The 14,991-nt window shown below is 66.6% G+C and carries 13 protein-coding genes; 7 read left to right on the forward strand and 6 right to left on the reverse strand.

From position 1 onward, the window contains the following. Positions 1 to 160 precede the first annotated feature (160 nt). On the forward strand, positions 161 to 991 hold the full coding sequence (locus CXQ91_RS11920) for an HAD-IIA family hydrolase (RefSeq protein WP_104174109.1): 831 nt from the start codon (positions 161 to 163) through the stop codon (positions 989 to 991). Between the two features lie 32 nt (positions 992 to 1,023). Here the strand turns inward: CXQ91_RS11920 and CXQ91_RS11925 are convergent, their stop codons facing one another. From CXQ91_RS11925 to CXQ91_RS11935, 3 genes are all read right to left on the reverse strand, one after another. Then, the gene (locus CXQ91_RS11925) at positions 1,024 to 2,064 is read right to left on the reverse strand and encodes a thioesterase domain-containing protein (RefSeq protein WP_104174110.1); all 1,041 of its coding nucleotides are present in this window, start codon (positions 2,062 to 2,064) and stop codon (positions 1,024 to 1,026) included. Positions 2,065 to 2,115: 51 nt separating this feature from the next. Then, positions 2,116 to 2,709 carry a hypothetical protein gene (locus CXQ91_RS11930; RefSeq protein WP_181038860.1) on the reverse strand — a complete coding sequence of 198 codons (594 nt, stop codon included), beginning with the start codon at positions 2,707 to 2,709 and terminating at the stop codon, positions 2,116 to 2,118. A 141-nt stretch (positions 2,710 to 2,850) separates the two neighbouring features. Then, positions 2,851 to 3,633 (reverse strand): GAF and ANTAR domain-containing protein, encoded by a 783-nt coding sequence (locus CXQ91_RS11935; protein WP_104174111.1) that lies wholly within the window; start codon positions 3,631 to 3,633, stop codon positions 2,851 to 2,853. Between the two features lie 223 nt (positions 3,634 to 3,856). On the opposite strand from CXQ91_RS11935, the gene CXQ91_RS11940 reads away from it, so the two are divergent. Further along, positions 3,857 to 5,149: a serine hydrolase gene (locus CXQ91_RS11940; RefSeq protein ID WP_104174112.1), complete on the forward strand. Its 1,293-nt coding sequence runs from the start codon at positions 3,857 to 3,859 to the stop codon at positions 5,147 to 5,149. Positions 5,150 to 5,167: 18 nt separating this feature from the next. On the opposite strand, the gene pyrE is transcribed toward CXQ91_RS11940, so the two are convergent. Then, positions 5,168 to 5,740, reverse strand: coding sequence for an orotate phosphoribosyltransferase (pyrE, locus tag CXQ91_RS11945; protein WP_104174113.1), 573 nt, complete (start codon positions 5,738 to 5,740; stop codon positions 5,168 to 5,170). A 93-nt stretch (positions 5,741 to 5,833) separates the two neighbouring features. On the opposite strand from pyrE, the gene acsA reads away from it, so the two are divergent. Genes acsA through CXQ91_RS11970 form a run of 5 tightly spaced genes read left to right on the forward strand, consistent with a single transcriptional unit; the run spans position 5,834 to position 11,234 of the window. Further along, positions 5,834 to 7,657, forward strand: coding sequence for an acetate--CoA ligase (gene acsA, locus CXQ91_RS11950; protein ID WP_104174114.1), 1,824 nt, complete (start codon positions 5,834 to 5,836; stop codon positions 7,655 to 7,657). Next, positions 7,654 to 8,655 carry a pyruvate dehydrogenase (acetyl-transferring) E1 component subunit alpha gene (pdhA, locus tag CXQ91_RS11955; protein WP_104174115.1) on the forward strand — a complete coding sequence of 334 codons (1,002 nt, stop codon included), beginning with the start codon at positions 7,654 to 7,656 and terminating at the stop codon, positions 8,653 to 8,655. Before acsA ends, pdhA begins: the two co-directional genes overlap by 4 nt. Further along, on the forward strand, positions 8,652 to 9,632 hold the full coding sequence (locus CXQ91_RS11960; RefSeq protein WP_104174116.1) for an alpha-ketoacid dehydrogenase subunit beta: 981 nt from the start codon (positions 8,652 to 8,654) through the stop codon (positions 9,630 to 9,632). Before pdhA ends, CXQ91_RS11960 begins: the two co-directional genes overlap by 4 nt. Before the next feature lie 28 nt (positions 9,633 to 9,660). Further along, positions 9,661 to 10,995 carry a 2-oxo acid dehydrogenase subunit E2 gene (locus tag CXQ91_RS11965; protein WP_374953655.1) on the forward strand — a complete coding sequence of 445 codons (1,335 nt, stop codon included), beginning with the start codon at positions 9,661 to 9,663 and terminating at the stop codon, positions 10,993 to 10,995. Then, positions 10,992 to 11,234, forward strand: coding sequence for an acyl carrier protein (locus CXQ91_RS11970; RefSeq protein ID WP_104174118.1), 243 nt, complete (start codon positions 10,992 to 10,994; stop codon positions 11,232 to 11,234). The genes CXQ91_RS11965 and CXQ91_RS11970 overlap by 4 nt, the downstream gene beginning before the upstream one ends. Here CXQ91_RS11970 and CXQ91_RS11975 read toward each other — a convergent pair. Then, complete coding sequence (locus tag CXQ91_RS11975) at positions 11,213 to 12,460, reverse strand: FAD-dependent oxidoreductase (protein ID WP_104174119.1); 1,248 nt, start codon at positions 12,458 to 12,460, stop codon at positions 11,213 to 11,215. The genes CXQ91_RS11970 and CXQ91_RS11975 overlap by 22 nt on opposite strands. Before the next feature lie 107 nt (positions 12,461 to 12,567). After that, complete coding sequence (locus tag CXQ91_RS11980; protein WP_258073947.1) at positions 12,568 to 14,874, reverse strand: gluconokinase, GntK/IdnK-type; 2,307 nt, start codon at positions 14,872 to 14,874, stop codon at positions 12,568 to 12,570. Positions 14,875 to 14,991 lie beyond the last annotated feature (117 nt).

A 14,991-nucleotide genomic window follows, 5' to 3' on the forward strand; every position in this document is an offset into this window, starting at 1 on the left:
TCCGCGGCCGCTGGCACACTGGTGCCAGCTACGAGCCTAGTGGACAGCTTCCGGATGCGGTGGGGGCGCGTTCCGTCATTCTTCGGACGCCGGATGTTCCAGTGCCCGAAAAATGACAGACTGGGACCCGGAACCGGCCCATTAGCGTTGGAGGATCACCATGGCAAAATCAGACGAAGTACGTTCATCGGCATCGGTTTACCGAAGTGGCCAGGAAATCGAATGCTGGCTGACGGACATGGACGGCGTCCTGGTCCACGAAAACCAGCCGATCCCCGGTGCCGCGGAACTGATCCAGCGCTGGGTGGACACCTCCAAGCGCTTCCTGGTCCTCACCAACAACTCCATCTTCACTCCCCGGGACCTGGCCGCGCGGCTGCGTTCCTCCGGACTGGAGATCCCGGAGGAGAACATCTGGACCTCGGCGCTGGCCACGGCGCAGTTCCTGAAGGACCAGGTGCGCGGCTCGGAATCCGGGAACCGTGCCTACACTATCGGCGAGGCGGGACTCACGACGGCGCTGCACGAGGCCGGCTTCATCCTCACCGACCAGAACCCCGACTTTGTGGTGCTCGGCGAAACGCGCACCTACTCCTTCGAGGCCATCACCATGGCGATCCGACTGATCCTGGCGGGTGCCCGCTTCATCGCCACCAACCCGGACGCCACCGGTCCGTCCAAGGACGGCCCCATGCCCGCCACCGGAGCCATCGCGGCCCTGATCACCAAGGCCACCGGCCGCGAACCGTACATTGTGGGCAAGCCGAACCCCATGATGTTCCGTTCGGCCATGAACCAGATCGACGCCCACTCCGAGACCACCGCCATGATCGGGGACCGGATGGACACCGACATCATCGCGGGCATGGAGGCCGGACTGCACACCGTGCTGGTTCTCAGCGGAATCACGCACAGGGACGACATCGCCGCCTATCCGTTCCGGCCCAACCAGATCCTCAACTCGGTGGCGGACCTCAAGAGCCAGATCTAGTCTCATTCGGACGGCGGCGGCCGGGCGCAGGTTCAGAACGCCGTCATCTTGCCGCCGCCCGAAGGCAACGGGAAGATTTCGTCCTGCAGTTCTTCGATGATGGGCCGGTACACGAACGGGTTCCACTGCGGGCTGGCATGCGCCGGCAGTGCGTCGTCGGTGCGCCGGTCGTTGGACACCATATTCGCGGCAAAGGTCTGGGCCCACGCTTCGCGGGCCGTCTGGTAGTTCACCGTGCCGTCGCGAGGGTTGCCGATGAAGGCCATCCGGGTCGCACCGAGTTTGCCAGCGAACCGGGTGGCGTCGAAATGGTAGATGTAGGCCGATTCGGACTGGATCAGCACACTGGACGGAGCGATCGGTGACAGCTGCTCCAGGCTCTGGTCCACCACCTGGCGCCAGGTCCGTTCGTCCTTGTGCGCGATGCGTTCGCCGAGTTCATATCCGCCGCGCAGGACGGTGGGAACGCGGAACCCGCCTTCGTAGAGGACAACCACACCCTCGAACCAGCTCTGGTCGAGGACATCGAACTTGCTGTAGGGGCTGGAGTCGAGCAGGATGAACTCCACTTCCACGCCGTGCAGCTCGAGCAACCGGGCAGCGACCTGCGTCGCCACCATCCCGCCGAAGCTGTGGCCGTAGAAGTACAGGCTGGTCAGCTGCTTTTCCCGAACGTACTCGATCACCTCAATCACGATCTGGTCAATGTCCAGCCCCTCGTTGGAATACCCGACGGCGGCAAGCTGGCCGCGCTGGCGCAGCGTGCCGCGCAGGGAATTGAGGATCCACTGCGCCTCCTCCCAGCTGGTCTTGTAGCCGGGAAACAGGATCCAGCTGGAGTGCGGGTAGTAGCTCTCCGCAAAGTCGTCGCCCACCGTCAGGATCCTGTTGGTCCGGCGCTCCGCCTGGACATGCCGTGTGAAGAACATGTCGGTGGCCAGCAGGGACGCCGCACCCGCCCCGACCAGGAAATTCCGCCGGGAAAATCTCTTGAGTTCGGCGGCATGCCTGAGGAGGCGTCCCTCGGCTGATCCGGGGCCGCCCTCGGGGTGTGGCTCCTGGGCACGTGGCACACCTCTACCGTAGCCACAGCGGAAGCCGGATATAAAACGCGATGGATGGTGCTAGTTCGCATTCCCGGACGGACGGGCAGGAACGCCGCCCGCAGCGTCCTTCCTGCCGGCTTTGGCGTTCTCCCGCCGGGAAATCTCCAGGCCGATCGCATCGTAGCGCGCCAGGAGCTCGGTCCCGGCGATTGCAGCGGGATCGTCCAACATTCCGAACACGGAGTCACTGGCCGCAAGTAGCTCGTCGTCGGAGTACATGGCCAGCGGACCGCAGCCGGAGGGGTCAATCGACGCCGCGAATTCCCCGGTGATTTCAAGTGTTCTGGAACCCGCCCCAGAGTCCGCAGCAAGGTCGTCCCGCCGCGGCATGAAATCCAGCGAAACCCCGGATCCGGTGGACACGCCGCCTTCGCTGGCGCCGCCGTCGATCGCGTTGAGGTCGTTGCGGAGCCCTACCAGCGCGGTCGATTCGACGAATGCGGCCCGGGAGAAATCCACACGGATATGGGCGGTGATGCCCATCCGGCGGATGCGGCGAATAACCAGCACAAGGGCGGGGCGGGAGTCGTGGTTGAGGCTCCCCCTGACGTCAATCCGGACAACATCGGAGGTGACGTCGAGTTTAACGAGGGCGTGAAGTCTGCGGTCCATAGGTACTCCAAAAAAGGGTGTCTATGGCCGACGGCTCAACCTTGGCCAGCCTATCCTCCGCGCGCCCCCAGCACAAGCTGTCGGCCAGGGCGCAGGAGTGGTGCGGGCCAGTAGCGGATGACCGGCCCCGGCCCGCACCGGCTAGCTTGCCTGGATTCGGCCCTGTCCGCGGTTCTGGCCCTGGCCCGGCTCCTCGAAATGGGTTCGCGCCTCCGTGCCGCCCACCGAATCCACCAATGACTTGGCGATGTCCCGGAGCTTGACGTTGCTGTTGCTGGATGCATCCGTCAGGATCTGGACCGCCGCCTCCTGGCTGCAGCGGTTCTGCGCCATGACGATTCCCACGGCGATATCGATGGTGGTCCGGGACTCCAACGTGGCCCGGAGGTTGGTGGCGCTGTCTGTGTGCAGCGAAAACCTGACGGCCAGCCGCAGCGCCTGCGAAATTTCGCGCGTGTAGCCCCTGGCGCGGGCCGCTGCCTTCTCATCGAATTTCCGCGGAACGTCCGAGTAGAGGTTCAGCGCGGCCTTGGCATCGCCCTGGAGGTGGAACGGGAGTGACAGCACCGACCGAAGCCCGTGCGAGGCGACGGCATTTGCGTAGTCAGGGCCCCAGCGGTCCTCCTCGAAGAGGTCCGGAACGTGGACTTCCCGTTCCTCCTCCGCAGCCGTCAGGCAGGGCCCCTGGGACAGCGAATACTGGATCTCGTCCACCTCGCGCGCGGAATCGCTGCTCCAGCCGATGGTGGCGGCCTTGCGGTCCCGGAGCAAAGTGATGCCGCACAGCGCGTCGTCGCCGTCGCCCGCCATCTGGTGCGCGGAAAAGCGCGCCAGTTCGTTGAGGAAGTCTTCGAAATCCGCACTCTCCAGGATGAGGTTCTGGATCTGGTCAACGGTGGTGGGGCTTGGGTTGGACGGGAGCATGGCGCGTTTTCTCCAGGGGCAGGTGCACGGGGTCGTAAGGCAAATGGTAAGCCACTGGCTGAGGACCGTCCACGCAGGCTTAGCTACCGGAAGCTGGTCCTCGTGGACACCGGATCGGCACTGGAGCAGAGTATTGACTGCCACAGCGCGCATGGAAGCATAAAAGTGTCGGGACAGGCCTGCTGCCGGGCGCGCTGTGAACCGACAGGCAGAAGGTTGTCCGATGGTTGCGGCTCGCGGAGGTGGATCGTCGATCCGTGCTGCCGCCGTGGCCGCCGTGGTTGCATCCGGCATGGCGCTGGGCGGCTGCACCTTCGGTCCGGTGCCGGATCCCTCGGAGCCGGCAGTGCCGACGACGCCCGCGCCTCAGCCGCCGAGCCGGACTGCAACGCCTCCGGCGTCGACCGCCGCCCGGCTGCCGTCGATACCCACCCGCGATCTGCAAGCACAACTTGAGCGGTACAGCCAAGGGCTGATCGACGCCGGCGCCCCCGCGGTCCTCCTCGAACTGCGTGTCGGCGCGGAGGTCTGGACACATGCCGCCGGTGTCCGGAACTCCGCGGGCGAAGCTGCCCGGGCCACCGACCCCGTCCACGTCGGCGACCTCACGCAGCCTCTGGTGGCCGTCTCCGTCCTGAAACTCGCGGAGGAGGGCAAGCTCTCCCTTGATGAACCGGCCAGCACCTACCTGCCGGAACTCCAAGGCCTGCTCCACCAGCCCGAGCCCTACACCGTGCGGCGACTCCTCGGCCACACCTCCGGCATGCCCGACTACCACGGTCCATTGCTGGATTCAGTTCCTCCGCAGCAGGCCCTCGCCACCCGGCTGAGCTCCGAAGACAAACTCGCGTTGACCGCAATGCTCCCCTGGCAACGGCGCCGCGCCCAAAGCTTCAGCTACTCGGATTCCAACTACATCGCCCTGGGCCTGATCGTCGAACGCCTCCGGGGGCGGCCGCTCGCTGCCGTGCTGTGGGCCGACGTCGGGCAGCCCCTGGGCCTCGGCGGTACCCGGCTGACAGACGACGGGCCGGTACCTGAGGGCATGGTCCACGGCTCCACGCTCATCGACGGTGAACTCGTGGACACCACCTATGCCGCCCTTCACAGTGGTTCCGGTGCCACGGGCCTCGTGTCGACGATGGCGGACGTCAACAAGTTCTTCGACGCGCTGTTGGACGGTCGGCTGATACGGCGGGATCTGGTGGCGGAAATGCAGGGACCAATCCACGCCGAATACGGGCTCGGCCTATTCCAGTGGAACGACAGGTGCACGAACGGCTTCTACTACGGCTATGTCGGCGACGTCCCGGGATACGGTACGGTCGCCATGGCCAGTGCCGACGGGAGCCGGCGGCTTGCCTTGGCAGTGGCATACCCGCCGCGGCCGTTCCCCCAGGGCACCGCCGCGCAAGGCACCAACGCCATCGCGTCCGGGATGACCCAAGTCGCGGAAGACGCCCTCAACGGCAGCTGTCGCCTCGGTGGAGGTGTCTGGTTCGGGGAAGGGCCTTGAAGTTCCGGACGGGAATCCCTAGCTCAGACCGAGTTCGTCCTTGCCGAACGCAAACAGGTAAGGCACACCGGTCTCGGCTTCGATCTTTTCCTTGGCCCCGGTGTCGCGGTCCACGATGACGGCGACCGCGACTACGTTGCCGCCGGCGTTGCGGATACCCTCGACGGCGGTCAGCGCGGAGCCACCCGTGGTGGACGTGTCCTCAAGGACCAGGACCTTGCGGCCCTCCACCGACGGGCCTTCCACCTGGCGGCCCATGCCGTAGGACTTCTGCGCCTTCCGGACAACGAACGCATCCACGTTGCGGCCGGCGTCCACGGCGGCGTGCATCACTGCGGTGCCCACCGGGTCGGCGCCCATGGTGAGGCCGCCGGCGCACTCGAAGTCGATCCCGGCGTCATCGATCAGCGAGAGCATGACCTGGCCCACGAGTTTGGACGCTTCGTGGTGCAGGGTGATGCGGCGGAGGTCGATGTAGTAGTCGGCCTCGGCTCCGCTGGATAGGATCACCTTGCCGCGGACCACGGCGAGTTCCTTGATGAGTTCAAGCAGGCGGGCACGGGCGGCAGAGGCATCAAGCTGGGCAGTCATGGGGTCCAGTTTAGTGGGTCCGGGATTTGTGACGGCGCGGCCAAGGGACTTTCTACTCTATGCAGCTTTCCCGGCGAGGAGTCCGATTGAATCATGACGGCCGGAACCGCTCCATCGACCCGCTGGCCCGCAATCCCCAAGGACATCAGCGGCCTCGCCGTCCGCCCGAATATGGTGGACTACGATGCCAGCCGCGCCGCATTCTCCTGGGATGAGGAGCGCCACGCGCTGGCCGGACTGCCCGGCGGCGGCGTCAACATTGCGTACGAGGCGGTGGACCGCCACGCCGCGGGAGAACGGGCAGGCCACGAAGCGCTGCGCTTCATCCGCGCCGACGGTACCGCCCGGTCCCTGAGTTACGCAGAGCTGGCGGAACAGACCGGACGGTTTGCCGGCGTCCTGCAAGGGCTGGGAATCGGCCGCGGGGAACGGGTCTTTTCGCTCATGGGCCGCAGCCCCGAGTTGTATGTCGCGGTATTGGGCACGCTTAAAAATGCCAGCGTCTTCTGCCCCCTGTTTTCCGCCTTCGGCCCCGAGCCTGTCCGTCAGCGGCTCCATCTGGGGTCCGGCCGCGCCCTGGTCACCACGCGGGCACTGTACCGGCGGAAGGTTGCCCAGATACGTGACGAGCTGCCGGAGCTGGAACACGTGCTGCTCATTGATGCCGAGGGCCGGCCGGACCCCGGAACCTTGGATCTGGCCGAACTGATGCGGGACGCGCAGCCGCGGGAAACCGTCCCGACCCGCGCCGAAGAAATGGCCCTGCTGCACTTCACCAGCGGCACCACCGGCACCCCCAAAGGCGCCATCCACGTGCACGACGCCGTCACGGCGCACCACGCCACCGGCTTCTTCGCGCTGGACCTGCACCCGGACGACGTCTACTGGTGCACGGCCGATCCCGGCTGGGTCACCGGCACCTCCTACGGCGTGATCGCTCCCCTCACCCACGGCGTCACCACCATTGTGGACGAAGAGGAGATGGACGCAGACAGGTGGTACCGGATCCTGGCCGAGCAGCACGTCACCGTCTGGTACACCGCCCCCACCGCCCTGCGCATGCTGATGAAGGCCGGTGCCGACCATGCGGCAGGGCACGACCTGTCTGCCCTGCGGTTCGTGGCCAGCGTGGGCGAGCCGCTCAACCCCGAAGTGGTGGTGTGGGGCCAGGAAGCCTTCGGTCAGCCTGTCCATGACAACTGGTGGCAGACCGAAACCGGCGGCATCATGATTTCGAACTACCCCGCCATGGAGATCCGGCCCGGTTCCATGGGCCGGCCCCTTCCCGGCGTTGAGGCCGCGATTGTGGCCCGGGACCCGGACGGCAAAGCGGTGATCCGGAACGGCGAGGCCGTCCTCGTGGCCGAACCGGAAGGGGTGGGCGAACTGGCCCTCCGCCCGGGCTGGCCATCGATGTTCCGCGGCTACCTCCACGAAGACGAGCGGTACCGGCGATGCTTTGCCGGCGGCTGGTACCTCACCGGAGACCTCGCCAAGATGGACGCCGACGGGTACTTCTGGTTCGTCGGCCGGGGCGACGACGTCATCAAGTCCTCGGGCCACCTGATCGGCCCGTTCGAAGTGGAGAGCTCGCTGATGGAGCACGAAGCGGTGGCCGAGGCAGGGGTGATCGGCGTCCCGGATCCCGTTGCCGGCGAAGTGGTCAAGGCCTTCGTGGAACTCCGCACCGGGTGGCAGCCATCGGAGGCACTCAAGCTGGACATCATCGGCTTCGCCCGCAAACGGCTGGGCCCCGCGGTGGCTCCCCGGTTGCTGGACTTCACCGATGCCCTGCCGAAGACCCGGAGCGGCAAGATCCTCCGGCGGCTCCTGAAGGCCCGCGAACTCGGCCTCCCCGAGGGTGACACCTCAACCATCGAGTCACCTCCCGGCCGCTACCCAGGAGCGCCCGCGTGACCGGCACATCAGCGCGCGGCACAGGAAACGCGGACTCCGACCATGCACGCCACCTGCTCCGCCAGATGCTGCGGGTGCGGCGGCTCGAGGAACAATGCGTGGAACTCTACAGCGCCGCCAAGATCCGCGGGTTCCTGCACGTTTATATCGGCGAGGAAGCGGTGGCCGCGGGTGTGACGAGCACCCTGGCTCCGGACGACGCCGTGGTGGCAACGTACCGGGAACACGGCCACGCGTTGCTGCGCGGTGTGCCCGCAGGAGCTATCCTGGCCGAAATGTACGGCCATGTGGAAGGCTGCTGCCGCGGCCGCGGCGGCTCGATGCACCTGTTCGACGCCGGCACCCGCTTCTACGGCGGCAACGCCATCGTGGCGGGCGGACTGCCGCTGGCCGTGGGCCTGGCCCTCGCCGACAAAATGTCCGGACGCTCCCGGGTGACCGTCTGCTTCTTCGGCGAAGGCGCCGTGGCCGAGGGCGCATTCCACGAGAGCCTGAACCTCGCCGCGCTCTGGCAGCTGCCCGTACTATTCTGCTGCGAAAACAACCTCTACGCCATGGGCACCGCGCTTGCCCGTTCCGAATCGCAGACCGATATTGCCCTCAAAGCCGCCGGCTACGAGATCGCCTCATGGTCCGCGGACGGGATGGACGTGCTCGCCGTCGAGGAGGCAGCCCGCCGCGCCGTGGACGCCGTCCGGGCCGGCGGCGGACCGCACTTCCTCGAGCTGCGGACCTACCGTTTCAGGGCCCACTCCATGTTCGATCCCGAACGCTACCGGGACAAGAAGGAGGTCTCCCGCTGGATGGAGCGCGATCCGATCAACACCCTGAGGACGGCCTTGGAAGCTTCCGGACAGTTGTCGGCAAAGGACTGGAAATCCATTCAGCAGGACGTTGACACCGAAGTGGAGGCCGCGGTGGAGTTCGCCGAGGCCGGGACGCCGGAGCCGCTTGAAGACCTGACCCGGTTCGTCTACAGCGAGCGGAGCCCGGAATGAAGACCACCTACCGCGAGGCCATGCGGACAGCCATCAGGGATGCCCTCCAGCGCGACGAACGGGTGTTCCTCATGGGTGAGGATGTTGGTGCGTACGGTGGGTGCTTCGCCGTGAGCCTGGGCCTGTTCGAGGAGTTCGGTCCTGAACGGATCCGGGACACCCCGTTGTCCGAAGCCGGCTTTGTGGGCGCAGGCATCGGGGCGGCCCTGGGCGGAATGCGTCCCATCGTGGAGATCATGACCGTCAATTTCAGCCTGCTGGCGCTGGATCAGCTGGTGAACAATGCGGCCACCCTGCTGCACATGTCCGGCGGGCAGTTCAACGTGCCGCTGGTCATCCGGATGACCACGGGTGCCGGCCGTCAGCTGGGCGCCCAGCACTCGCACAGCCTGGAGGGGTGGTACGCGCACATCCCGGGCCTGCGGATCCTCACCCCCGCAACCCTTGAGGACGCCCGCGGGATGCTGTGGACCGCATTGGAGGACCCGGATCCGGTGTTGATCTTCGAGCACGGAACCCTGTACAACGTTGCCGGGGACCTCGCTGACGATGCCGGCCCTGTGGATATCAGCTCAGCTGCCGTCCGCCGGCCCGGCCAGGACATTTCGCTCATCACTTATGGCGGAACGTTGCCGGCGGTGCTTGACGCCGCCACTCAACTGGCAGGTGAAGGCATCGACGCCGAGGTGCTCGATTTGCGCGTACTGCGCCCGCTCGACGACGCCGCCATCCTGGGGAGCGTGGCCAAGACCCACCGCGCCGTGGTGGTGGATGAAGGCTGGCGGAGCGGAAGCATCTCCGCTGAAATAAGCGCCCGGATCACCGAAAACGCCTTCTTCGACCTTGACGCCCCGGTGGGACGCGTCTGCAGCGCCGAAGTGCCGCTGCCCTACGCCAAACACCTGGAGCTGGCGGCGCTCCCCACGGCTGAACGCATCGTGGCTGCTGCCCGGGAGGCGGTCGGAACCCGTGGGTGAATTCCGGATGCCCTCCCTAGGCGCGGATATGGAGCACGGCAAGATGGTGGAGTGGCTCGTCAAGCCCGGAGACTTCGTACACCGCGGCGATGTGGTGGCCGTGGTGGACACGGACAAGACCGTGATGGATGTGGAGTCGTTCGAAGAGGGCGTGGTGGCCGAGCTCCTGGTGGACGTTGGCACCACCGTTCCGATCGGCACTCCCCTGGCCAGGATCACCCAGACCCCCGACGACGACGCGGGCGCTGCCCCGGCCGCTGAGGGCGCTGCCCCGGCTGCGGCGCATGTTCCTCCCCCGGTCCGCCATTTGGCACACCAGCTCGGGGTGGACACGTCAAAGATTCGCGGCTCGGGCAGGCACGGGGCGCTTACCCGCGCCGATGTGGAACACGCTGCGGCCGCCCAGCTCCCTTCCAACGCCCCAGCCCCGCATGCCCTAGCCGTTTCGGCTGCGCCGCACAGGGCCCATGTGCGGTCCTCGCCCCGTGCCCGACGGCTCGCGAAAGAGCTGGGCGTCGACATAGGCATGGTGCCAGGGACGGGACCGGACGGCGCCGTGACGGAAACTGACGTCCGGCGTGCTCCCAGTGCGGCGGCGCCACCGGCACCCGAACCGCCCGTGCCGGTGCCCGCGCCCCAGAAAGAGGTGCCCGCCGTCGGGTTGGGGCAGCCCCTGCCGACATCCGAACCGCAGGACCGTGTGGCCAGCCTCCGGCGTTCCGTCGGATCGCTGATGTCCCGGTCCAAGAAATCCATTCCTCACTACTACCTCAGCACCACGCTGGATCTGGGCGCCGCCGTCGCCTGGATGGAGCAGGTCAACCTACAGCGGCCGGTGGCGTCCCGGCTGGTTCCCTCGGCCCTGCTATTGAAGGCAACCGCGCTGGCGGCCCGGGAGAATCCCGAAGTAAACGGCTTCTTCACCGACGGCGACTTCCGGCCGAGCAGTTCCGTGCATCTCGGCGTGGCAGTGGCCCTGCGGCACGGCGGGCTGGTGGCGCCTGCCATCCACGACGCCGACACCCTGGCAGTGGACGTGCTGATGCAGAACCTGCGGGACCTCGTCAGCCGCGCCCGGGCAGGCCACCTTCAGCGCTCCGAAATGGCCGACCCCACCATCACTGTAACGAACCTCGGGGACCTCGGAGTGGAGGCGGTCTACGGCGTCATCTATCCCCCGCAGGTGGCCATGGTGGGGTTGGGCCGGGTGGTGGAGCAGCCCTGGGCCCAAAACGGCATGCTGGGTGTGCGGCCCGCCGTCACTGCCACGCTGTCAGCCGACCACAGGGTCAGCGACGGGCTCCGGGGCGCCCGATTCCTGGCCCGCATCGACGAACTGCTGCAGAAACCGGAGGAGCTATGAACGAGCAGGACGCACGGCAGGCCGTGCACACGGCCATCGGCCAGGTTGCGCCGGATGTGGACCTTGACGGCCTCGATGAAGCGTCCCGGTTACGGCAGGACCTCGAACTCGATTCGCTGGACTTCCTACGGCTCGTGGAAACCATCGACGAGTCCACCGGCGTCGATATTCCCGAGCGCGATTACGCCGAAGTGTCTACCGTGAAGGGCCTGATCGGCTACCTGGTGGCCCGCGGCTGACCACGGCGTGCGAAGCCGGGCGCGTGCTCCGGCCGTGGCCCGAAGGCAATGAGCCGCGGCATGAGCCTGGTCACCGCTGGAAAGTGCCTGGCCAGGAACAACACCACGGAAGGAACACCGGACCTCCGTCCGGCGAACAAGGGAACGAAGACTGCCCGGTGCATGATGCGCTGGACGGTCTGGACCACGACGGTGGGCATCCGCCGCCGCCGTTCCACCGCAGCGAGATCCTGCATTGTCACTTGCCCGCGAAGGAGGGCCGGCGCGAGCCGGCCCGCCGCGGCCACCGCGTCCTGGATGGCCAGGTTGATGCCTACGCCGCCCGCAGGGGACATCGCATGCGCGGCATCGCCGATGCACAGCAGGCCATCCACATACCAGCGCCGCAACCGGTCCAGGCGGACATCAAGCATATGAAGGTCATCGAGCGAACGGATCGAGTCCACCCGGTCCGCCAGGTCAGGACGGAGGGCTGCCACCCGCTGACGGAACCGCTCGACGCCCTCGCTCCTGATCCTCGAATCCGTGCCCTTGGGACCCAGGTAACCCATCTGGTAGTAGTCGTCACGGAACAGCGCGATCATGGCTTCGCGGTCTTTGAAGGCCGGAACGATGCCTGCCACCGCGCCCTTCTCCGAGGCATGGCGCGGGAGCTTGAACCACCAGGTGTCGAACGGAACGGGGAATTCTTTCGACTGCAATCCTGCTGCCCGGCGCAGCACGGAGTGGCGCCCGTCCGTGGCCACCACGAGGTCCGCCAGGATCGCACCTTCGGAACCGTGGCGGGTCCGGTAGCGGACGCCGGTGACGCGGCCGCCGTCGGACATTAACGATGTGGCTTCATGCTCCATCAGCAGGGTGAAGGTGGGCTCACGCGCTGACTCGCCGGCCAGGAAGTTCAGGAAATCCCACTGGGGCATCATGGCGATGTAGTTGTACGGGGGCTTCAAGGAGGCGAAATCGCCCAGCGTCAGCATTCGGCCGCCTGGGAGCGGGATGGCGGCGGCGTTCAGCCTGCTCTGCGGAAGTTTCCGGAATGCGTCCCCCAGTCCGAGCTCGTCAATCAGCCTGATAGTGGATGCATGCACGGTGTCACCGCGGAAGTCCCGCAGGAAGTCGCCATGCTTTTCGAGGACGGTGACCTCCACGCCGGCCCGTGCCAGCAGCAGCCCCAGCATCATGCCCGCCGGTCCCCCGCCCACCACAACGCACCCCGTTCGCTCCATGCACCCACGCTACGCCGGGGCCGGAGCCGCTGCACAGGGATTTGGCAGCCGCGTTTGCGCAGGCCGCCCGCGCGTCGCCGTCGCGACTCGCGGGCGCCGGAACCGGGTCAGAGCCGGGTGTCGAAGGAATCACAGAAAACGTTGTCGTTGAACGTTCCCTGGAATTCCGACTTGCCCATGATCTTTTCGATGGTCGCCCGAATGGCCTCGGGCGTTCCGGCGTGGGCGTTGATGGCGGTTTTCACCATCGGCACGTCAATCAGGTGGTTGGGCTGATTGAGCGAGACGAACACGGTGGGGACCTCGGTGACGTACCACGGGATCTCCGCGGCCATCGGTGAGGACCACTTGATCCGGATGGCTGCCTCCTGGGCGAAGCCTTTTACATTGGCGAACACAAAGGCGGCATCGTACTTCTCCGTGTAGTCGCCGGTGGCTTCCTCGGAGATGATCGACATGAAATTCACCCCGGTCTCCCCCGCCGCCTCCCGCTGGTCCGCCGTCTTGAACAGGTGCACCTCAAAGCCGGCGCTTTCCAGCTCGGCCTTGACGGTGTCCAGGTAGGCCAGTGGATCAGCCCTGGTGAAGTCCGAGCCGCCGGAGATGCCGTACAGGCGGATCCGTTTGTGCGTCTCCGGCGTGATGGGCAGGTTGTTGGCCGTGTCCTTGATCAGCGTGACGGTCTTGTCCGCGATCTCTGCCGCGACGGCCCGGTGGGCATCGCTGCCGATCTTCGCCAGGGCTTCAACCGGCGGCACAAGCTCCGCGGCCGGCTTGAGGTGCAGCCCGAGGCTTGCCTTCAGGGCCAGGATCCGGCGCAGTGCATCGTGCAGGCGCTGCTCGGTGATGACGCCGGACTTGTAGCCGTCCATCATGTACCCGAAGTCCTCGGCCGGGTTGCGGAAGAACAGGAACATGTCGCAGCCGGCCGCGATAGTGGCCGGAACCAGGTCCTTGCGCTTCATGGCCTGGGTGAGGCCGATCATCTGCGAGGCGTCAGTGAGGATCAGCCCGTTGAAGCCGAGTTCGCCGCGGAGCAGGTCCTGCAGCAGTTCCGGGGACAGTGTGGCGGGCAGGATGTCCTTGTCCGCCGTTCCCGGGCGAAAATGCCGCGTGAGCTCCGGCGCGCCGATGTGCCCGATCATGATGGACTGCACGCCGTGCCCGATCATCTCGCGGTACACATGCCCGTAGGTCCGGTTCCAGTCCTCGTAGCCGAGGGTGTTGTAGGAGGTGACCACGTGCTGGTCGCGTTCGTCCATGCCGTCGCCCGGGAAGTGCTTCATGGCGCAGACGGTGGGTGACTCGCTGATGCCGTCGAAGTACTCCTTGGCGCGCTCCACCACGATCTCCGGCGTGTTGCCGAAGGCCCGGGTGGAGATGACAGTGTTCCGCCAGTTGTAGTGGATGTCCACGATCGGCGCGAACGCCCAGTTGCAGCCCAGTGCCGCGGTTTCCACCCCGGCCACCTGCCCCATCTTCCGGGCGATGGCCTTGTCCGGGTGCGAGCCGGCCTGCAGGTGCGTCGACACGAATGTTCCGTCGTCGCAGCTTCCGGCTCCCCCCATTTCCGGGTTGGAGGCCACCAGGAGCGGGATGCGGGTCTTGGACTGCGCGTAGCGGATGTGTTCCTGCACGGCTGCGGAGGGTCCCGGCCGGTAGCGCATGCCGCCCACGTGGTAGGTGTCCAGGACACCGTCCAGGTACTCCGGGGAGTAGTCGTTGTTGTGGTTGATGAACAGCTGCCCGATTTTTTCCTCGAGGCTCAGTCCGGCGATGGTGGATTCCACCCACGCAACGGCATCGTCGTCAAGATTGAACGGCGCGGCCTGGAGGTCGACGTCGAACTGGCGCGGTTGGGTGCCCGGGGCACCCTGGTACGCAACAGCGGAAGTTCCGACGACGGCAGCGGCCACGGCGGCAATGCCGGCCAGCGCCTCGGTCACCACCTGGTCTACCGGGGCGGCGATGTCCACCACGATTCCGGCTTCGTCGGCTTCGAGCGGTTCCAGGGTTGCGAGCTGGGATTCCAGCAGCGCGGGCGGCATGAAGTGCCCGGACCGCCCTTCAGTCCGTTCCCTAAGAACCTCTTTGCTGCCGTGCAGGTGCAGGAACACCGTATCCGGCGCCTGTTCCCGGATGGCGTCCCGGTAGCTGCGGCGCAACGCGGAACAGGCAAGCACGAGTCCGCCCGGGCCGGCGTCGGCGAGTTCCCTGCCCACAGTGGCCAGCCAGGGCCAGCGGTCCTCGTCGGTCAGGGGCGTTCCGGCCGCCATTTTGGCGACGTTCTCCACGGGGTGGAGGGAATCGCCGTCGAGGAACGGTACGCCGAGTTCGCGGGCCACCAGGTCACCGATGGTGGTCTTGCCGCAGCCGGAGACGCCCATCACGATGATGCGGTGCTTGGTGCTCATCAGGGGTTCCTTGTCACCAGTCATGGACGGTGCCGTCCACGAGGCGGTTGTACGGCAGGTAGGCCTGCTGGTACGGGTACGTGGCCGCGGCCTCTTCGTTGAATTCGACGCCGATGC

Source organism: Arthrobacter sp. Y81 (genome assembly GCF_002929335.1).
Taxonomy (GTDB): Bacteria; Actinomycetota; Actinomycetes; order Actinomycetales; family Micrococcaceae; genus Arthrobacter.